This is a genomic window from Flagellimonas sediminis (genome assembly GCF_010500845.1).
GTDB lineage: Bacteria > Bacteroidota > Bacteroidia > Flavobacteriales > Flavobacteriaceae > Flagellimonas > Flagellimonas sediminis.
The window spans coordinates 464,502-485,156 of the sequence record NZ_JAAAMI010000003.1 but is presented as its reverse complement, the minus strand read 5'-3'; the positions used below and the strand labels follow the sequence as shown (position 1 = coordinate 485,156).

The 20,655-nt window shown below is 44.1% G+C and carries 20 protein-coding genes and 1 tRNA gene; 5 read left to right on the top strand and 16 right to left on the bottom strand.

The window, feature by feature from the left end:
• Window positions 1–122: 122 nt before the first annotated feature.
• The 15 genes from GTK07_RS09105 to mraZ form a co-directional block, all read right to left on the bottom strand.
• Window positions 123–196 (bottom strand) — tRNA-Arg (locus GTK07_RS09105).
• A 9-nt stretch (window positions 197–205) separates the two neighbouring features.
• The gene (locus tag GTK07_RS09100) at window positions 206–658 is read right to left on the bottom strand and encodes a GatB/YqeY domain-containing protein (protein ID WP_163634968.1); all 453 of its coding nucleotides are present in this window, start codon (window positions 656–658) and stop codon (window positions 206–208) included.
• 100 nt (window positions 659–758) lie between these two features.
• The gene (gene ftsZ, locus GTK07_RS09095; protein ID WP_163634967.1) at window positions 759–2,732 is read right to left on the bottom strand and encodes a cell division protein FtsZ; all 1,974 of its coding nucleotides are present in this window, start codon (window positions 2,730–2,732) and stop codon (window positions 759–761) included.
• 26 nt (window positions 2,733–2,758) lie between these two features.
• Complete coding sequence (gene ftsA, locus GTK07_RS09090; protein ID WP_163634966.1) at window positions 2,759–4,087, bottom strand: cell division protein FtsA; 1,329 nt, start codon at window positions 4,085–4,087, stop codon at window positions 2,759–2,761.
• 3 nt (window positions 4,088–4,090) lie between these two features.
• On the bottom strand, window positions 4,091–4,810 hold the full coding sequence (locus tag GTK07_RS09085; protein WP_163634965.1) for a cell division protein FtsQ/DivIB: 720 nt from the start codon (window positions 4,808–4,810) through the stop codon (window positions 4,091–4,093).
• Window positions 4,800–6,149, bottom strand: coding sequence for a UDP-N-acetylmuramate--L-alanine ligase (murC, locus tag GTK07_RS09080; protein WP_163634964.1), 1,350 nt, complete (start codon window positions 6,147–6,149; stop codon window positions 4,800–4,802). Before murC ends, GTK07_RS09085 begins: the two co-directional genes overlap by 11 nt.
• Complete coding sequence (gene murG, locus GTK07_RS09075; RefSeq protein ID WP_163634963.1) at window positions 6,146–7,234, bottom strand: undecaprenyldiphospho-muramoylpentapeptide beta-N-acetylglucosaminyltransferase; 1,089 nt, start codon at window positions 7,232–7,234, stop codon at window positions 6,146–6,148. Before murG ends, murC begins: the two co-directional genes overlap by 4 nt.
• On the bottom strand, window positions 7,221–8,426 hold the full coding sequence (locus tag GTK07_RS09070; RefSeq protein ID WP_163634962.1) for an FtsW/RodA/SpoVE family cell cycle protein: 1,206 nt from the start codon (window positions 8,424–8,426) through the stop codon (window positions 7,221–7,223). The genes murG and GTK07_RS09070 overlap by 14 nt, the downstream gene beginning before the upstream one ends.
• A gap of 2 nt (window positions 8,427–8,428) precedes the next feature.
• The gene (gene murD / locus GTK07_RS09065; protein ID WP_163634961.1) at window positions 8,429–9,763 is read right to left on the bottom strand and encodes a UDP-N-acetylmuramoyl-L-alanine--D-glutamate ligase; all 1,335 of its coding nucleotides are present in this window, start codon (window positions 9,761–9,763) and stop codon (window positions 8,429–8,431) included.
• Window positions 9,764–10,984, bottom strand: a complete 1,221-nt coding sequence (gene mraY / locus GTK07_RS09060; protein ID WP_163634960.1) for a phospho-N-acetylmuramoyl-pentapeptide-transferase — start codon at window positions 10,982–10,984, stop codon at window positions 9,764–9,766.
• An 8-nt stretch (window positions 10,985–10,992) separates the two neighbouring features.
• The gene (locus GTK07_RS09055; protein ID WP_163634959.1) at window positions 10,993–12,456 is read right to left on the bottom strand and encodes a UDP-N-acetylmuramoyl-L-alanyl-D-glutamate--2,6-diaminopimelate ligase; all 1,464 of its coding nucleotides are present in this window, start codon (window positions 12,454–12,456) and stop codon (window positions 10,993–10,995) included.
• Window positions 12,453–14,462 carry a penicillin-binding protein gene (locus GTK07_RS09050; protein WP_163634958.1) on the bottom strand — a complete coding sequence of 670 codons (2,010 nt, stop codon included), beginning with the start codon at window positions 14,460–14,462 and terminating at the stop codon, window positions 12,453–12,455. The genes GTK07_RS09055 and GTK07_RS09050 overlap by 4 nt, the downstream gene beginning before the upstream one ends.
• Window positions 14,462–14,779 (bottom strand): FtsL-like putative cell division protein, encoded by a 318-nt coding sequence (locus GTK07_RS09045; RefSeq protein ID WP_163634957.1) that lies wholly within the window; start codon window positions 14,777–14,779, stop codon window positions 14,462–14,464. Before GTK07_RS09045 ends, GTK07_RS09050 begins: the two co-directional genes overlap by 1 nt.
• A 41-nt stretch (window positions 14,780–14,820) precedes the next feature.
• Window positions 14,821–15,723: a 16S rRNA (cytosine(1402)-N(4))-methyltransferase RsmH gene (rsmH, locus tag GTK07_RS09040; RefSeq protein ID WP_163634956.1), complete on the bottom strand. Its 903-nt coding sequence runs from the start codon at window positions 15,721–15,723 to the stop codon at window positions 14,821–14,823.
• On the bottom strand, window positions 15,716–16,171 hold the full coding sequence (gene mraZ, locus GTK07_RS09035) for a division/cell wall cluster transcriptional repressor MraZ (protein ID WP_163634955.1): 456 nt from the start codon (window positions 16,169–16,171) through the stop codon (window positions 15,716–15,718). The genes rsmH and mraZ overlap by 8 nt, the downstream gene beginning before the upstream one ends.
• Before the next feature lie 266 nt (window positions 16,172–16,437).
• Between mraZ and GTK07_RS09030 the strand changes: the two genes are divergently transcribed.
• From GTK07_RS09030 to GTK07_RS09010, 5 genes are all read left to right on the top strand, one after another.
• The gene (locus GTK07_RS09030) at window positions 16,438–17,202 is read left to right on the top strand and encodes an alpha/beta fold hydrolase (protein ID WP_163634954.1); all 765 of its coding nucleotides are present in this window, start codon (window positions 16,438–16,440) and stop codon (window positions 17,200–17,202) included.
• A gap of 2 nt (window positions 17,203–17,204) precedes the next feature.
• Complete coding sequence (gene yihA, locus GTK07_RS09025; RefSeq protein WP_163634953.1) at window positions 17,205–17,816, top strand: ribosome biogenesis GTP-binding protein YihA/YsxC; 612 nt, start codon at window positions 17,205–17,207, stop codon at window positions 17,814–17,816.
• Window positions 17,817–17,891: 75 nt separating this feature from the next.
• Complete coding sequence (locus GTK07_RS09020; protein WP_163634952.1) at window positions 17,892–18,758, top strand: AraC family transcriptional regulator; 867 nt, start codon at window positions 17,892–17,894, stop codon at window positions 18,756–18,758.
• A gap of 89 nt (window positions 18,759–18,847) precedes the next feature.
• The gene (locus GTK07_RS09015) at window positions 18,848–19,576 is read left to right on the top strand and encodes a pirin family protein (RefSeq protein ID WP_163634951.1); all 729 of its coding nucleotides are present in this window, start codon (window positions 18,848–18,850) and stop codon (window positions 19,574–19,576) included.
• A 241-nt stretch (window positions 19,577–19,817) separates the two neighbouring features.
• Complete coding sequence (locus GTK07_RS09010; protein ID WP_163634950.1) at window positions 19,818–20,315, top strand: hypothetical protein; 498 nt, start codon at window positions 19,818–19,820, stop codon at window positions 20,313–20,315.
• 1 nt (window position 20,316) lies between these two features.
• Here the strand turns inward: GTK07_RS09010 and gldC are convergent, their stop codons facing one another.
• Window positions 20,317–20,655, bottom strand: a complete 339-nt coding sequence (gene gldC / locus GTK07_RS09005; RefSeq protein WP_163634949.1) for a gliding motility protein GldC — start codon at window positions 20,653–20,655, stop codon at window positions 20,317–20,319.

The following is a 20,655-nucleotide window of genomic DNA, read 5'->3' as shown; positions in this document are numbered from 1 at the left end:
AAACAAAGCAGTTCAAACTTTTCGGGTCAACGAAATTTTTGGCACAATCGGTTCGTTTTCAGGTAATTTGAAGGAAATAAAAAACGGGAAATTCCACTCAATTTGTGAAAAATCCCGTTTAGTGACCCAGGGAGGATTCGAACCCCCAACCCTCAGAGCCGAAATCTGATATTCTATCCAGTTGAACTACTGGGCCATTAAAATATTAAGAACTAAGTTTTGCCTTAACGATGTTGGAAATGGTCTTGCCATCGGCTTGTCCTGCCAACTCCTTGGAAACAATGCCCATAACTTTACCCATATCCTGCATTCCCGAAGCACCAACGGATGCAATGGTTTTCAGCACCACCTTTTCAATTTCTTCTTCGGACAATTGTTCGGGCAAGAATTTCTCGATTACCGCTACTTGTGCAAGTTCTGGTCCTGCCAAATCCTCACGACCTTGTTGTTGATAGATAGCGGCACTATCCTTTCGTTGTTTTACCAACTTTTGAATCAGTTTCACTTCTTCTTCCTCCGAAAGTTCGGCGCCGGCACCTGTTTCGGTCTTTGCCAACAAAATAGCGGACTTGATGGCACGCAATGATTCCAAAGCAACGGTATCCTTTGCCTTCATTGCTGTTTTCATCTCGATCATTACCTTATCCTGCAAACCCATTTCTATCTATTTTGGGCTGCGAAGATAAAAAATAAACCCGAAAGTATTTCACTTCCGGGTTTATGCTTTCCATTAAAAATGGATGTTAATTTAAACACTACTAATCAACATTATCGTGCAGGAATGAGTTATTGGAACGCAACTGTAGGTCATCATTGCTATCCTCACTCAATGTGGTCCTGGATACTTTCTGTTCTCTTGGCACATCGTTCAGGTCCACTCCCTGTCTTTTATAGGCTGGTTGTTTCTCAATTTCATCGATGCTGCTTCTATTACTTTGGAACTTGTAGTTAAAATTCTTCAATTTCCTTCTACGCTCATCAGCCCTTTCCCTTAAAATTTCGTTTATGGGGCTGTTCATGGGATCCAAACTATCAACGGTTTCCTCTTGTTGTTGGGCGGTCTCTAACTTGATGGTCTTTTTCTCGAAAACCAACTCATTCTCCACCAGTTTGGGTTCATGGGTTTCCGCCATGGACCTTGCCCCGGTCAACTTGTTTTCAAGTTCCATGTACTCTTCAAGGTTGTAACGGGTCTCACCTTGGTTCCTATACTCCAATACCGGTTTTACCTCTACATATTCATTTACGTTCACGTCCCCGATACCATCCTCTAAATTGAAGGTTATGGTGTGCTCCCTTTCATCTTCTTCCTCTTCTTGGTTATTAAGGGGCATATCAAAACTCAAGGTGAATTGGTCTTCATTCGCCCTTGGTGCAATAACCTCGGCATCTATCACCTCAATATTGTTGATGATATTTTTGGCCTCGATAATGATAAAGTCATCCTCCACGTACTCAGGCACCACCTCTTCGTAGAACACATTAAAATTTCGGATATAACTGGTTGTGGGCACCAAGTCAGGTTCTTGCCTCTTCATTTGGGGCTTTACCTCTATTACCTCTTCCACTTCATCCACTTCCAAGGTATGCTTTACAATGCTCGGTTCAGGTTCCACTACAACGGGTTGAACCACTTTCACTTCTTGGATGGAGGTAGCCTCGGGGGTCAAATCCTGTTGGGCCGTTTGCTCATCTTCCAAAGTGTAAAAAACCTTTTTGGATTCCGTGTTCACGATGTTGTCCTGTTGGTCCACGTTGAAACCTGTGGCAATGACAGTAACAGCAATGGCCTCGCCCAAACTTTCATCCTCGCCCACACCCATGATGATGTTGGCACCATGTCCTGCCTCTATTTGGATATGATCGTTGATTTCACCTATCTCATCAATGGTAATTTCCTTTGAACCGGAAACAATAAGTAACAATACGTTTTTGGCCCCATTGATTTTGTTATCGTTCAACAAGGGAGAATCCAAGGCTTTCATAATGGCTTCCGTGGCCCTTGCGGAACCGGATGCCGTAGCGGAGCCCATAATGGCCGTACCACTATTGGAAAGTACGGTCTTGGCATCCCTAAGGTCGATATTTTGTGTGTAGTGATGCGTAATGACCTCTGCAATACCCCTTGCCGCAGTGGCCAAAACTTCATCCGCTTTTGAAAAGCCGGCCTTAAACCCAAGATTGCCGTACACCTCACGGAGTTTGTTGTTGTTGATCACAATAAGGGAATCCACATTGGCACGCAATTTTTCTATCCCCAATTGTGCCTGTTTGTTACGCATGGCTCCTTCAAATTGGAAGGGAATGGTCACGATACCAACGGTCAACACATCCATTTCCTTGGCCAATTTGGCAAGGATCGGAGCTGCCCCGGTTCCGGTTCCACCTCCCATACCCGCGGTAATAAAAGCCATTTTGGTGTTTTGCCCAAACATGCTCTTGATCTCTTCCATACTTTCCAACGCGGCCTGTTCCCCAACTTCGGGGTTGGCACCGGCACCAAGACCTTCGGTAAGGGAAACCCCCAATTGAATCTTGTTGGGTACAGGACTGTTCTGTAATGCCTGGGCATCGGTATTGCAGATCACAAAGTCCACTCCGTTGATGCCAGCCTGGAACATGTGGTTGATGGCATTGCTACCGCCGCCACCTACTCCTATAACTTTTATTACGTTGCTCTTGTTCTTGGGCAAATCAAAAGCGATGTTGTCAAATTCAGTGTTCTTACTCATGACAGATGTGTTTCTTTATGGGGTTATTATTCTGCGTTGTCCAAAAAGTCCTTCAACTTTTCCGACCACTTATCAAATATGGATTTTCTCTCTTTGTGCGTGGACACATTGGTTTGTCCGCCCATATGGTCCTGCTCCACCAACACTTTCTCTTCTTCATGGATTTCTCCCTGTTCCAGGACCAAGGTTCTCTTTTTGGTCTCCAAGGCCTTCATCAACAATCCTACGGCCGTGGCATACAATGGACTGGCAATCTCCTCATCGGAATCACCCGCCAAATGCTCATTAGGGTAACCAATACGGGTATCCATGCCAGTGATGTACTCCACCAACTGCTTTAAATGCTTCAATTGGCTTCCACCACCGGTCAACACAATACCGGCGATCAATTTTTTCTTTTGCTCCTCGTGGCCATAGTTTTTGATTTCCACATAAACCTGTTCCACGATTTCCACCACTCGTGCGTGAATGATTTTGGAAAGGTTTTTAAGGGTGATTTCCTTGGGCTCACGACCTCTAAGCCCTGGGATGGACACGATTTCGTTATCCTTGTTCTCCCCTGGCCAAGCGGAACCGAACTTTATCTTCAACAGTTCGGCCTGCTTCTCGATAATAGAGCAGCCTTCCTTGATATCCTCGGTGATCACATTGCCACCAAACGGAATGACAGAGGTATGACGAATGATCCCATCCTTAAAAATGGCCAAATCCGTGGTTCCACCTCCTATATCGATTAGGGCCACGCCCGCTTCTTTCTCTTCTTGGCTCAATACCGCATCTGCAGATGCCAAGGGTTCCAACGTGATGCTGCCCAGATCCAGTCCGGCGCTTTTGATACACCTACCTACATTTTTGATGGATGATACCTGACCGACCACTACATGGAAATTGGCCTCCAAACGCCCACCGTACATTCCTTTTGGATGTTTGATCTCGGATTGGCCGTCCACTTTATATTCCTGCGGCAATACATGAATGATCTCCTCACCGGGAAGCATGACCAACTTGTACACTTGGTTGACCAACTTGTCCAAATCCTCATCATTGATGACCTCTTCAGAGTTTGGCCTGGTGATGTAATCGCTATGTTGGAGGCTTCTGATGTGCTGGCCTGCAATGCCCACCACAACGGAACCTATTTTTAGCCCAGAATTCAATTCGGCCTGTTCCACTGCTTGTTGAATGGAGGAAATGGTCTGGGTGATGTTGTTGACCACACCACGGTGCACCCCCAAGCTTTTGGACCTTCCGGTGCCCAGTATCTCAATTTTTCCATACTCATTTTCCCTACCGATGATCGCCACGATCTTGGTAGTTCCAATATCCAACCCTACTGAATAATTACCCTGTTCCATACTTTATATTTTGGTACAAACCACTTGATTGTTGAATTCCAAACTCACTATAGCATACTTTTCCAAAGATTTGTCCTTGGAAGCCTTGGCATAAAAAGCCATGAAGTTTTTGAACTTCGTGTTTAGGTCATCCACTCCGCCCAAATTCACCACAAAGTTTTCCATGCGGAACCTGAGCTGATAGCTTCCTTCCTCCTCTATATGGATCCCGATGACGTTTTTTCGCAAAAAATCATCTTCATTGATATAGTTCAAAATAACATAGGCATCTTCAAGGGATTTCCCTGTAATCTTACCCGTAATGATGGGGACACGAGCCGAATGATACCTTGACAATGGCATGCGTTTTCCCAAATCATCCAAATAAAATTTAGTGACCCCCTCAACTCTCCCAATGGGTTTTCGCTGAACAATCTTAGAGATAAGCTCCCCGTTTACAGTAAGATAGACTTGGGCATTTTTCACCATATCGTTGGACCTGATTACCTCCTCTATGGTGTTCAAAACTAACTGTTCTTTGTCCCTATTTTTTAGGGACCCATAATTTTGTATTAACAATTTATTAACCGCATCCTCGGTCAAATACAAGTTTTCATCACCCACAAATTTTATGGAGATATCACTAACTTTTCTTTGTTTGCCCCGGTGATCGGCAAAACCGTAAAGGGCAATTACCGACACTGACAAGCATGCCAGTTTGATGTAATTCCAGTTAACCCGCATATGCTAATTCTTTTTTGATTTTTGGCACTTCCATTCCAATATCCCCTGCACCAAGGGTCACCAAAACCCCTGTTTTGCAGTTCTTTATCTCATTCAACAAAGCTGATTTATCCACCAACTTTTTGTTCGGGTTTTCTATTTTATCCAACAACCATGAAGAGGTTACCCCTTCCATGGGCTCTTCCCGCGCCGGGTAAATTTCCATAAGCATAATCTCATCGAACCGGGAAAGGCTTGTGGCAAATTCATCCGCAAAATCCTTGGTCCTGGAGAACAGATGGGGTTGAAAAATTACGGTGATCTTTTGTCCTGGGTGCATTTCCCTAATGGCTTGATATACAGCATCAATTTCGGCCGGGTGATGGGCATAATCATCAATGAACACAAAGCCCTTTTCCTTGATCTGATAGGAAAATCTTCTTTGCACTCCCTTAAAACTTGCCAAAGCTTCGGCTAGGCGGTGTGGTGGGCAACCGGTTTGCACCGCCATTCCGAATGCAGCTAATCCATTGAGCAAATTGTGCCTTCCGGGTTTGTTGAACTTCACGTTCTTGATGACCTCCGAAGGCGTAACGAGATCAAATATGTAGGTACCATGTTCAATGTCAATGTTTTCTATGCAAAAATCAGAACCATCCTCAATGCCAAAGGTGATGCCTTCCATGAGCAACCCTTTTCGAACGAACAATTTTCCGCCCGGTTTGATTTTCCCGGCAAATTCCCTAAAGGAATGGTGCAGTTCTTCCTTGGTTCCATAAATGTCTAAATGGTCGGCATCCATAGATGTGATACAGGCTACTGTTGGGGAGAGCCTCAAAAAGGAACGGTCGAACTCATCCGCCTCAACAACGGAGTATTCGGTTCCATCCAACACAAAATTGCTGTTGAAATCTTCTGAAACACCACCCAAAAATGCCGTAAATGGCAATCCACATTCCTTAAGCAAATGGGCCAAAATAGCTGAGGTCGTGGTCTTTCCATGTGTTCCGGCAACGGCCAAGCAAAAGGAATCCTTGGTAATGATGCCCAATACTTCGGAACGTTTCTTTATTTGAAAACCATTGTTCTTATAAAAGTTGAGTTCCGTATGGTATGCGGGCACCGCTGGCGTGTACACCACTAGGGTTTGGAGATGCTTGAAGGTCTCGGAAATCAAATCCACATTGTCCTCAAAATGGACAGCGATACCAATTTCTTCAAGTCCCTCAGTGATGGGCGTGGGCGTTTTGTCATATCCGGCCACCTCCTTGCCAATGAAGTTGAAATAGCGTGCCAAGGCGGACATTCCGATGCCTCCAATGCCAATAAAATAAACGCTATGTATGTCCTTCAAATTCACTTCAGCAATTTTTCAATTTCATCTACAATATGCTCCGTAGCTTTCGGCATAGCCAGTTTTTTGATGTTCTGGCCCAAGTTTTTTTGCATTTCTTCTGATTCCATTAATTGGGCAAAGCCGTTCTCAAAGCTTCCATCCAATTCCGATTCCTTCATCATGATGGCGGCATTTTCAGCTACCAATGCACTGGCATTTTTAGTCTGATGGTCCTCCGCTACATTGGGTGAAGGAATAAATATCACAGGTTTTCCCACCAAACAAAGCTCGGAGACCGAACCGGCGCCCGCCCTTGAGATGATCACATCGGCCACGGTGTAGGCTAAATCCATCCGATTGACAAAGGGCAACACCTTCACATTATCGGAATCGTACTTTTTATACTCTTCATGGTACAGTTTGCCACACTGCCATACCACCTGCAGTCCTTGCTCCTCAAAAAAGCCCAATTCCTTTTCCACCAATTGATTGATGCGACGTGCACCTAAACTTCCACCCAAAACCAACAAGGTTTTCTTGTTGGCATCCAATCCAAAAAAAGCAATGGCTTCTTTTTTATCAGATTTCAAATCCACCAAATCCATTCGGATCGGATTCCCTGTTTTCACGATTTTATCCTTTGGAAAAAACTTTTCCATGCCATCATAGGCCACACAGATCCTCTCTGCCTTGCCTGCCAATAGTTTGTTGGTAATCCCAGCAAAGGAATTCTGTTCCTGAAGCACACAGGGAACACCAGCACCAGCGGCCACCCTCAATAAAGGTCCACTGGCAAAGCCCCCAGTACCGATGGCCACATGGGGTTTGAACTGTTTCACTATTTTACGTGCTCCTAACAAACTACTTATCACTTTAAAGGGAAACATGAGATTCTTCAATGTCAGTTTCCGTTGTAATCCACTAATCCACAATCCTTTTATTTCGTATCCGGCTTGTGGCACTTTTTCCATTTCCATCTTATCCTTGGCCCCGACGAACAAAAATTCCGCATCCGGATGTCTTCTTTTTAGCTCGTTGGCTATGGCCACAGCAGGATAAATATGTCCTCCCGTTCCCCCTCCAGATAGTATAAACCTATAATTGTCCACTCAATACTTCTAAAGGATTCGTTTCATCTATGTCATAGGATTGCTCCTCCAAATTCTCTTTTTTGTTGCTGGCACTAAGTACAATGCCAATGGCCATACAGGTCATCCAAATGGATGTACCCCCCATACTGATCAAAGGCAGTGGCTGACCCGTTACCGGGAACAATTGCACCACTACTGCCATATTGATGAAGGCCTGGAACACAATAGGCAACCCCACACCGATCACCAATAATTTTGAAAACACCGTTTTGGCCGAATGGGCCACTACCACAATCCTGAACAGCAATAACAGATAGAAAAAGAGCAAAGCTCCACCTCCAATCAGCCCATATTCTTCAATGATGATGGCAAAAATGAAGTCGGAGGTACTCTGCGACAACATATTTTTCATGACACTCTTGCCTGCCCCCTTACCCACAAAGCCGCCTTCTGCCACGGCAATCTGGGCCAATGTCAATTGGTGAAGATCATCTTTATCCGCATTTTCCGGATGCAAGAAAGTCTCTATCCTGGATTTCCAAGTTCCTGCACGCTGTGGTAAAACATCGGGTGCCTTGAACAACACGAACAGGAACATACCTGCAAACACAACACCGACACCTACCATCGAAAACAGATATTTTAGCGGATAACCACCCAAAAAACAAAGCACCAATACCATAAAGCAGATAATGGCCGCTGTGGAAAAGTTTTCCGGCAAAATCAATAAAACTACCAAGGCCACCGGAAGCCAAAGAGGCAAAATGCTTTCTTTGAAAGTAATCTGTACATCCTTGATCTTGGTCAAATACCTTGCAATCCAGATCATCAGCACCACCGATGCCAAAGTGGAGGTCTGGAAATTGACCCCTACAAATGGAATTTTTATCCAACGGTTTGCCGTTACCCCACCGATCCTGGTTTCCACCGTTAGGGTGTAGGCCAATAGCATCAACACAATGGGAAGTGCAATGATAGAAAGGCCTTTAAAATAATGTGTAGGAATCCTGTGAATGGCATAGATAATACCGAATCCCAAGAACAACAACATGGCATGCTTGACCAAGTGCCCAATGGTGGTTCCGTCGCCATTTACATAGACCAAATTGGTGCTGGCACTATACACAGGCAAAAATGAGAAAAGGGCCAAAAGGGCCACTACGCCCCAGATGGCTTTATCACCTTTCAGATTTTTGAAAATCGCGAACACGTTTACAAGTTTTTTACGGCATTTTTAAATTGATTTCCTCTGTCCTCATAGTTTTGGAACAGGTCAAAGCTTGCACAGGCCGGTGATAACAATACTGCATCACCACGCTCCGCCATTTTATAGGCCACCTTCACAGCCTCTTCCATGGAAAAGGTCTCGATCATTAAATCGATCACATTGCCAAAGGCATCCTTTATTTTGGAATTGTCAACACCCAAACAGATGATTCCTTTTACTTTCTCCCGGACCAATGGCATCAACTCGGAATAGTCGTTTCCTTTATCCACTCCACCAACGATCCACACGATGGGCTTTTTGATGCCGTCCAAAGCATAAAAGGTAGCATTCACATTGGTAGCCTTGGAATCGTTGATGTACTCCACATGGTTGATTTTCAATACCTTTTCCAATCGGTGTGGTGCTCCCTGGAACGACTGGATACTCTGGCGGATGGTTTCCTTCCTCACCTTCACCAGCAGGGCGGCCATACTTGCGGCCATTGTGTTCTTCACATTGTGTTGCCCTTCCAAGGCCAAAATATCTGTATTCATTTCCAAGGTTTTATGTTCTAATTTTATTTTTATCGTATCATTTTCGAGCCAAGCTCCTTCTTCCACTTTTTCTTTCAGGCTGAACGGAATCAATTTGGATCGTACAGGATGTCTTCTCAACCAATCCACCAGCACTTCATCATCGGCATCATAGATCAGGTAATCCTTCTCATCTTGATTCATCGCTATGCGAAATTTGGATGCGATGTAGTTTTCAAACTTATACTCATAGCGATCCAAATGGTCTGGCGTTATGTTGGTGATCACGGCCACATGGGGTTTAAAATCCACAATGCCATCCAGTTGAAAACTGCTGATCTCCAAAACGTAATGATCAAAATCCTGCTCTGCCACCATCTTGGCATAGCTGTCACCAATGTTACCGGCCATACCCGCATTCAATCCCCCTTCCTTGACCAAATGGTAGGTCATCATGGTTGTGGTGGTCTTTCCGTTGCTTCCCGTAATCCCAATGATTGTTGCATCGGTATATCTTGAGGCAAATTCGATTTCCGATATCACTGGAATTCCTTTTGCTACGAGCTCCTTGATCAAAGGCACTTTATCAGGTATTCCCGGACTCTTCATAACCACATCGGCATTCAGGATCTTGGCCTCGGTATGCTGGCCAGATTCCCATTCGATCCCAAAATGTTCAAGAACTTTTTTGTATTTATCCTTTATCTCGCCTTTGTCCGAAACAAAGACTTCAAATCCTTTTTTCAGTCCCAAAATGGCGGTTCCCACACCACTTTCTCCTCCTCCAAGTACCACCAAGCGCGCCATCTATCTAATTTTTAAGGTGACAATACTGATGATCGCCAACAAAATCCCGATGATCCAAAAGCGGGTCACTATCTTACTCTCGTGGTACGATTTCTTCTGATAATGATGGTGCAAGGGCGCCATCAGGAAAATGCGTCTGCCTTCTCCATATTTCTTCTTGGTATGCTTGAAATAGCCCACTTGCAACATCACGGACAGTGATTCCGCGAAAAAGATGCCACACAAAACAGGCAGCAGCAATTCCTTTCGAACAATGATGGCAATGACAGCGATGACCCCACCAATGGTGAGGCTGCCCGTATCTCCCATAAATACTTGGGCCGGATAGGTATTGTACCACAAAAATCCGACCAAGGCACCCACAAATGCCGCGAGGAACACCACCAATTCTCCCACTCGGGGCAGATAAAAAATGTCGAGGTAACTGGAAAACTGAATATTGCCGGATACCCAAGCAAAAATGCCCAAAGTGAGCACGATGATGGCAGAGGAACCCGCTGCCAATCCATCAATGCCATCCGTAAGATTGGCCCCATTGGAAACTGCGGTCACAATAAGAATGACCACTGGAATAAAAATGATCCAGGCATACTTTTCCATTCCATCTCCCATCCATGATATGAAGTCAGCATAATCCAACTCGTTGTTCTTGAAAAATGGCACATTGGTACGGACGGCTTTCGTTTCTTCACCAAAAACCCTTTCCACTTTAAAGTTCTCGGTAATGGTGGTAGAATCCTTTTCTTTTATTGTCACCTGAGGATGAAAGTATAAGGTCAAGCCCACAATCAATCCCAGTCCAACCTGACCCATTACCTTGAACTTGCCCTTTAGGCCTTGTTTGTCCTTTTTGAAAATTTTGATGTAGTCGTCAATGAATCCAATGATACCCATCCAAATGGTAGTGATGATCAGTAGGATGACATAAATGTTTTTGATATCCGCGAACAATAGCACGGGCAACAATGTGGACACAATGATGATCAAACCACCCATCGTTGGGGTACCCGCTTTTTGCTTTTGCCCTTCCAATCCCAGATCGCGAACTGTTTCCCCAATTTGCTTTTTTTGGAGGAATAGAATAATGCGTTTACCGTAGACCATGGCTATCAACAGAGACAACATCACGGCCATGGCCGCCCTGAAGGTCAAGAACCGAAAAAGTCCCGCACCTGGCAGTTGATATTGTTTCTCTAAAAATTCGAACAAGTAGTATAGCATGGACTACATTATTTATTGAGGCTCTCCAGCGCTTCTTTAACTTCTTTAAAATCATCAAAATCGACCCGAACCCCGTTGGTTTCCTGATAGGTTTCGTGCCCTTTTCCGGCCACTAGAATGATGTCGTTGGCCAAGGCCAGCTTGCAGGCAGTTTTTATGGCCTGTTTCCTATTTTCTATGGACAAAACCTTTTTGGCATTTTGGGGCTCCACTCCGGCTTCCATTTCCTCAATGATCACCGCTGGGGATTCCGTTCTCGGGTTATCCGAGGTGAAAATGGCCTGATTGCTCATTTCCGATGCGATATGACCCATAACCGGACGCTTAGACTTATCACGGTCACCACCACACCCCACTACGGTGATGACGTTTTCATTTCCAGTCCTCAATGCATTGATCGTAACCAATACATTTTTAAGTGCATCCGGCGTATGGGCATAATCAACAATAGCCGTTATCTTATCTTTTGAAATGTAATATTGAAACCTGCCATCCACATTTTCCAATTCGCTCATTAGCCTTAGGATCTCCATTTTTTCCAATCCCAATAGGTCAGCAGTAGCATAAATGGCGAGCATGTTATAGGCATTGAAATCGCCTATCAATCTTGACCACAGTTCATTCTCATCCATCTTCAACAACTGCCCGTTGAACTGCCTTTCCAAAATCTGGGCCCTATAATCCGCGTAGGTTTTTAGGGCATAGGTATATTTTTTGGCCTTGGTGTTCTGTAACATCACCAAGCCATTTTTATCATCAATGTTCACCAGTGCAAAAGCGGTTTTGGGAAGTCCATCGAACAGTTTCTTTTTGGTGTCCCTGTACTCTGCAAAGGTTTTGTGGTAATCCAAATGGTCGTGGGACAGGTTGGTAAAGATGGCCCCTGTAAAATGCAATCCCTCGGATCGTTTTTGATGGATACCATGCGAGCTCACTTCCATAAAGCAGAACTCTACGCCCACCTCGTTCATTTTGGACAAATAACTGTTGATGGTCAACACATCGGGTGTGGTATGACTGGTGGGGAATTCTTTTTCATCCACCATGACCTTGATGGTAGAGATCAACCCTACCTTATAACCGGCCTTCTTAAATAAGTTGTACAAAAGGGTGGTCACGGTAGTTTTCCCGTTGGTGCCGGTTACCCCGACGAGTTTTAAATTTTTGGAAGGATTACCGTAAAAATTGGAGGCCACAATGGCCAATGCACTATTACAATCCGGAACCTTTAGGTACGTAACGCCATTGACCAATATTTCAGGAAGTTCCTCACAGATAATGGCCCTGGCACCAGAGTCCACCGCCTTTTGAATGAAATTATGGCCATCAGTCAAAGTACCCCGAACGGCTACAAAAACATCATCCATACCAACTGCCCTTGAGTCGAAATGGATATGGTTCACCAGCACATTGGTGTCTCCGCTTACTGCGGACAAACTAACGCCATATAAAATATCCTTCAACAACTTCATGAAAGCTCCAATACTATTTTTTTGACTTGTTTGATGTCAGTTCCTTGATCTATGGATTGTTTTTTCACCTTGCCATTTCCATGCACTTCTACTTCCAATCCCAGGTTTTCCAAAAGTGAGACGGCATCCATTCCGCTCATTCCTTTCACATTAGGGATTGTGCTGAGTTTCTTTTGGGCCTCGGCAAAATATCGTTGATAGTTCTCGTCGAGTTTTGCATCCATGATTTTATCACTTTCCACTTCATCCACCATAGGTGAAATGGCATGTATCTTTTGGGCCATGGACTTGAACACGGGACCCGATACATCTGCTCCATAATACCCGACACTTTTATCGGGTTCGTGAATAACCACGATACAGGAATACTTAGGGTTATCCGCTGGAAAATAACCGGCAAAGGTTGAGATGTAGGCCAATTTGTCGGGATCTTTGGTAACATAGTTCTTTTGGCAGGTACCCGTTTTACCAGCCATGGAAAAGTTTTTAGAATACAGTTTATGCCCTGTCCCGAAATCCTTTTCCACCACACCTTTCATCAATTGTTGTACTTTTTCAACAGTTTCTTGGGAACAGATGGAAGAATTCACCACTTGTTTATCAAACCGTTTTACCACCTTGCTACCATCACGCACCTCTTTGATCAAACGGGGTTTTACAAATTCGCCATCATTGGCAATGGCATTGTAAAAAGCCAATGTTTGCATGGGTGTCATGGAAACTTCATATCCATGCGACATCCAACCCAAGGAAATACCGGACCATCCTTTTTCCCCTGGATATCGAATCACAGGATCACCTTCCCCGATGATAGGGAGGCCCAACTTTTTATGAAGGCCCATGTTCATCAATCGGTTTACGAACTTTTCAGGCTGTTCCTTATAATTTTCATTGATGATCTTGGCAAAGGCAGTGTTTGAAGATACCTCGAAGGCCTTGGCCACTGAAATCTTTCCGTAACCTCCTTGCCTGGAATCCTTTACTACGCCATCGTAAATGCGGTAGCGGCCATTTTCAGTGTCCACCACGGTACTCGTATCCACCACCTTGTCTTCCAAAGCGGCAATCAAAGACATTAGTTTAAAGGTAGACCCCGGTTCATGGGATTCGCCGATGGCATAATTGAGTTTTTCGTAATATTTTCCTTCGGAAGTACGGCCCAAATTGGAAATGGCCTTGATCTCGCCTGTTTCCGTTTCCATCACCACCACACAGCCGTGATCGGCATTGTAGCGTTCCAATTGTGCCAAAAGTTCGTGATGGGCAATATCCTGAATGTTCACATCAATGGTAGACACCACATCCAAACCATCTTGGGGCTCCACAATGTTATCCAACCCCACAGGTTTCCATTGACCTTTGGCAATTTTTTGCTTCAAACGCTTCCCTTCCTTGCCTCGCAAATAGGTTTCTCCAAAGGCACCATCCATTCCCACACGTGTATAATAGCCGTTTTCATCCACTCTTTCATACCCAATGCTACGAGCCGCCATTTGGCCCAACGGATATTCACGAACTACTCGGTGGGTCTCAATAAAACCACCTTTATATGGGCCAAGGTTGAACAACGGAAATTGCTTTATCCTAACAAAATCCAGGTAATCCACATTGCGGGCCACCAAGGTGTAGCGGTTGCCATTGGCCCTTGCCTTTCGAAACAATTGTCTGTAGTAAGATGAGGGCCTATTGAACATGATTCCCAACGAATCGGAAAGTGCAGCCACGTTGTTCTGGAAATTATCTTCTGTCACCGTCTTGGCATCGAACCGAATTTCATATTTGGAAACGGAAGCGGCCAAAAGACTGCCATCTTCCGAATACAAATTGCCACGGTTGGGCTCTATGGTGAACATCTTCTCCGTTTTACTCAGGGCAAGCTCTTTATATTCATCCGCTTTTACCACCTGAATATCCACCACCTTCACCATGACGGCAATGGCCAATATCACAAGACCCCCAGAAACTAGGTACAGTCTATTCATGATATTTTTTTCAGTGATCGGCATCAGTCAGCAGATTTAACTTTGATTTTTTTAGGTGGATTTTCAGAAGGAACCAAACCTTTGTCGGCAACTACGCGCCTCAAAGTCGATTCCAACTTAAGTTGTTGTACTTGGGAGCGGCCTTGAAAGAACTCGCTCTTCAGCATCCTGACCTCCTCGTTAAGGGCGGCAATTTCAAGCACCTTTCGGTCGGCATTATGGCTACTGGAAATCATTAAGGCGGCCAAAAAGGAGGCAAACAATAAAAACATCCAGTTCTTGGGAGCATCCCCGCTCACCAAAAACTTTCCTTTTAGTATGTCCAGTAATCCTTTTCTCATTTTGAGTTCTTTTTGACGATTCCACGAATGTGGAAATCTTACTATAAGCGCTCCGCGATGCGGAGTTTTGCACTACGTGCCCTATTGTTCTGCGCAATTTCTTCTGCCGATGGCGTGATGAGCCCCCCTACTTTTTTTAGGGGAACACTAATGTTCCCATAAAAATCCTTCTCTGGTTCGCCTTCAAACCTACCATCCCGGATGAATCGTTTTACCAACCGATCCTCCAAGGAATGGTAACTGATCATACTCAATCTACCTCCTTGGTCCAGCAATTCTGGAACCTGCATCAAGAATTCCTTGAGTGCTTCCATTTCCTGGTTCACCTCGATCCTGATGGCCTGATATATCTGCGCCAAGATTTTGTTCTCCTTCATCTTGGGCAGAAACTTGCCAAGTACCGATTTCAGATCGTCGGTTGTTTTGATAGGGTTTTGCTCTCTTGCACCAGCTATTGCTTTGGCCATGGCATTGGCATTTCTCAATTCGCCATATTGAAACAAGACCGCGGCAAGATCCTCTTGGGAGTATGCATTGACCACCTCGAAGGCAGACAGCGTATTGGTCCTGTCCATACGCATATCCAAATCAGCATTGAACCGAGTGGAAAAACCACGTTCCGCCTCATCGAACTGATGCGAGGATACCCCAAAATCGGCTAGGATTCCATCAACTTTCCGAATGCCATAGAACTTTAAATATTGCTTGAGATAGCGAAAGTTCTGGTTGATCAACCGAAATCGATCATCATTGATCGCATTCTGTAACGCATCTTCATCTTGATCGAACGCGAACAACTTGCCACTTTCACCCAATCGCTTCAAAATTTCACGGGAATGTCCTCCGCCACCAAAGGTGACATCTACATACACCCCATCTTGTTTTATGTTCAATCCGTCCACCGACTCCTGTAACAAAACCGGGTTGTGGTACGCACTATTCATCGTCATCAAATATCTCTTCCGCCAGATCGGCATAATCCTTCTCGCCTTCCGCCAAGACTTGTTCGTACATGTCCTTGTTCCAGATCTCTATTTTATCGAACACTGCATTCAGGACCACATCTTTATCGATTTTCGCAAAATCCACCAAGTTTTTGGGTATCTGTAGCCTACCTGTATCCCCATCAATGGCCACCTCTTTCATGCCCGCCACAAAGTTTCGAACAAACGCATCATACTTGCGGTTGATCTTACTTTTCTTCATGACCTTTTGCATGAGCGCGTCAAATTCCTGCTTGGGATAAAGCTCAAGACATTGTTGAAAAACGGACCTCTTGATCACAAACCCTTCCTTAATCACGGGCAACAGTTGATTCTTCAAGGAAATGGGCAGGAGCACTCTTCCTTTTGAATCAGCTTTACAGTCATGTTGTCCTATGATATGGGTCACTAGAAATCAATTGGTTACTTAATACAACTCAAATATATAGATTTTATTTCCACATTTCTCCACATAACACCACTTTTGTTAATAAATTCCCCACTTTTAGACGTAAAATCATCTTTCGAGAATAGTAATTGTGATTCGAGAATGTGTGGAGATACCCCATGGAATTTTGTCGTTCATGAAAATCTTGGGGTTATTGGGCCAAAAACCTGAAATCTTTATGATTTGAATTACCTATATTTGCGCCTCTTACTACCAACTAACTATAGATGGAAGAGCATTTAATTGAGGAAGGCAAATTCCGATACATAGAAAAGGGAGAAGGGACCCCCATGATCATATTGCACGGACTCATGGGCGGATTGAGCAACTTCCAAGGGGTATCGGAGTATTTTCCGACCAAGGGATACAAAGTATTGATTCCGGAACTTCCCATTTACGACATGCCCATCCTGAAGACCACCGTAAAGAATTTTGCCAAGTTTTTGGAAGACTTTATCGAGTATAAAGGATTGAAGGATGTGATTCTTTTAGGCAATTCCCTAGGCGGCCATATTGGACTTCTCCACACCAAAATGTTCCCTAAAATGGTGAAGGCCCTTGTAATTACAGGCAGCTCTGGACTTTACGAGAGTGCCATGGGCGATGGTTATCCCAAACGTGGTGACTACGAGTTCATCAAAAAGAAGGCGCAAGATGTTTTTTATGACCCGGAAGTAGCCACCAAGGAAATTGTGGATGAGGTGTTTGCTACGGTAAACGATCGAATGAAATTGGTAAAGACCCTTGCCATTGCCAAAAGCGCTATTCGCCATAACATGTCCAAGGACCTTCCACACATGAAAACGCCCACCTGCATTATTTGGGGAGAGAATGATACGGTTACCCCACCCAATGTAGCCAAGGAATTTCATGAGCTTTTACCGGATTCCGACCTGTATTGGATCGAGAAATGTGGTCATGCCCCAATGATGGAGCACCCTGAGGATTTTAACCGTATCCTTGATGCTTGGTTGAAAAAGCGTAACTTCTAGCCATGAAAATCACATCGGCGGAATTTGTCATGAGCAACTCCAATGTTGCCAAATGCCCCAATGAACCCCTGCCCGAATATGCCTTTATTGGCCGTTCCAATGTGGGCAAATCGTCCTTGATCAATATGTTGGTGGACCGAAAAGGCTTGGCCAAAACCTCGGGAAGACCTGGAAAAACGCAGCTCATCAACCACTTCAAGATCAATAACAATTGGTTTTTGGTGGATTTACCGGGTTATGGATATGCCAGAGTTTCCAAAAAAGACAAGAATACCTTCCAGAAATATATCACGGAGTATTTTCAAAAACGCAAGCAATTGGTCTGTGGCTTTGTTCTAGTGGACATTCGCCACGACCCACAACCCATTGACCTGGAATTCATGGAATGGCTGGGCACCAACCAAATTCCCTTTGCCATTATCTTTACCAAGGCCGATAAACTGAAACCGGGAGCCCTAGACAGACAGGTGAACGCCTATCTACAAAAAATGGTAGAAGGCGTTTGGGAAGAAGCACCTCCACATTTTACCACTTCGTCCGCAAACCATATGGGCGGGGAGGCGTTGCTAGAATTTATAGATGGCATCAACCAGGATTTTTTTAAAAACCGATAACCTGTTTGTTCCCCGGTTCCCATCATTTTATGGATAGGTTTAAATTCAGTACTTTTCCATTCAACTTCAAGATTCATGGACCCTGTCAAAACCTACCACGATGTTAACAAGGCGGATGGCTCCCTCAGTTTTGGGATTTCCAAGATGGAGGATATCTACCAAAAAAGAAAGGGGCAGCCCGATGTTCCACATCGCCATGATTATTACACCATTTTAGTGGTAAAAGACGCCGAAGGCAGTCATGTTGTGGATTTTACCACTCATACCCTAAGCAACAATCAAGTGTATTTTATAAGTCCAGGTCAAGTTCATCAACTCACGGAATTTAAACCCACCATTGGCTATTCCATTGTCTTTTCCTCCCAATTTCTGGCCCTGAACCATATTTTGGTGGACTTTATTGAAGACATAAACCTGTTCAACGATTTTTCCAACACCCCTCCGTTACATGTCGGTTCAAAGGAAATGGAACTCCTAACCTCCTATTCCGAAGAAATGCTGCGCTTAAATGCTGGGGATTCCGTTTATAAATATGAAGCGATTGGTGCTTTGCTGAAATTACTTTTGATTACCTGCCATAACTTATGTTCCTTGAACCAACTGGATACTCAAACCATGGAGGTTGGGGCCAGTTTGGTGCGTAACTTTAAACATTTGGTGAACCAACATTACAAAACCTGGCATCATGCATCAGCCTATGCTGAGGCACTTCACATTACCCCTGACCATTTAAACCGCGTGGTGAAATCCTTGACCGGAAAAACAGCAAAAGAACACATCCAAAGTCGGATCACCACAGCTGCCAAACGATTGCTCTATTTTTCGCACCTATCCCAAAAAGAAATTGCCTTTGAACTCGGTTTTTCCGAACCCGCCAATTTCAGTGCCTTTTTTAAGTCGTGCACAGGCATTTCCCCGAGCGCATTTAAACAATCTGCCTGATATCGTATTTTCATAAGCGCTTCCCGTGTTTTCATATGGTGAAATCATCAGCATAGGCTGATCTTTGTATGGAATAAAAAACAAGAATCATGAAAACCGTTTTACATAAAGCCAATACCAGAGGACATGCCAACCATGGTTGGTTGGACTCCCACCATACCTTCAGTTTTGCAGGATACCAAAATCCGGAACGGATGCATTTTGGGGTATTGCGTGTTTTAAACGACGATCAAGTCTCCGCCGCCAAAGGTTTTGGAACCCATCCACATGATAATATGGAAATTATCTCCATTCCATTGGAAGGAGATTTGGAACATAAGGACAGCATGGGCAACGTAGCCACCATTAAGGAAGGGGAAGTTCAGGTAATGAGTGCCGGCACCGGTATTTTCCATAGTGAATACAACAAAAATCCCGACAAGCCTGTCAAGTTTTTGCAAATTTGGGTATTCCCGAACAAAAGGAATGTAGAACCCCGATATGATCAAATATCCATCAGGGACATTGAAAGGAAAAATGCCTTTTACCAAGTACTTTCACCCAATCCTGAAGACGAAGGAGTTTGGATCCATCAGGATGCTTGGTTCCACCTGGGTAAATTTGAATCGAGCGCCGAAGCATCCTATCAAATACATAAAGAAGGAAATGGTGTTTATGCCTTCATTTTGGATGGCGAGGTGGAAATTAATGGTCAAAAACTGGAAAAAAGGGATGGATTTGGTCTTTGGGAAGTCGACTCATTTCAATTTAAATCATTAAGAGACAGCAGGGTCCTTTTAATGGAAGTCCCAATGAGCCTATCTCAAATAGGTCGATAATTAAAATTAATTACCACTCAAAAAAAGCCCAATATTGGGCTTTTTTGCTTCCGGCTTGTAGGAATATTGGGTGTTTTATAAACATCTGATTGACTAATAATACTAGATTTTTTCTTGATCTTTCTATTCGTTGCCACATCACCAATCATGGCACAAGACACTTTCTTTCTACCTAAGGTTAAGAAATCGGACCACACCTTTTCTAAATTTTATTAATTTCCTATCGATAAATGACAAAATTATGCCCACAACCAATAATCGATTTACTCCTGCCGGATTCTTGAAAATCATGTCCTTTTTGCATCTCGGCATAGCGGTAACACCCATAGTTTTGGGCATTTTGTTCTACACCCAAAGTCAAGGTGCGCGATTAAACTTCGACAATTCTGGCGACATGTTTATGGCCATAGTACCTGTGGTCGCCATTGGCAGTATTTTTATAGGGGATTTTATCTTCAGAAAAATGTTGGGCAACTTGCCGAAGGGCTCCAGTCTTAGGGATAAACTGGCCAAGTTCCAGACAGCATCCATGATCAAATTTGCTTTGCTTGAAGGTGCCTCCTTATTTGCAATTGTTATTTTTTCCAACACCCAAAACCTAACCTATATAATTATAGGTGCATTCTTAATCTTTTATCTATTGCTCCAGCGCCCCACAAAGGATAAAATTGAACGACTTTTGGATTTAAGGGGTGCGGAAAAGGCCAAGTTCGATCAACTGAACGAACCTTTGGATTGAACTACAATTTGTCCAGCTCCATCTTTTCCGCAAAATAGTCGCAGAAATCCTTCATGGTGGCCGTCATCTTTTCATCTTGGGTGGCCTTCATAAAGGTATCGGCCATGGTCATCAAGGTCTGATGGAAAAATATTTTCATCTCATCCACGGGCATATCCTTGGTCCAAAGGTCAATCTTAAGGGACTCCCTATTCTTACTATCCCAAACCGACAACATCATGGCCTTTGCATCTTCTTCCTGCACGCCACCATCTTGCGCCGACCATTTCAATTCTTCCGGAACACGGTTCTCATCAAGGCCCACTGTTAATTTTATCTCTGAAGTATGTACTACCGCCAT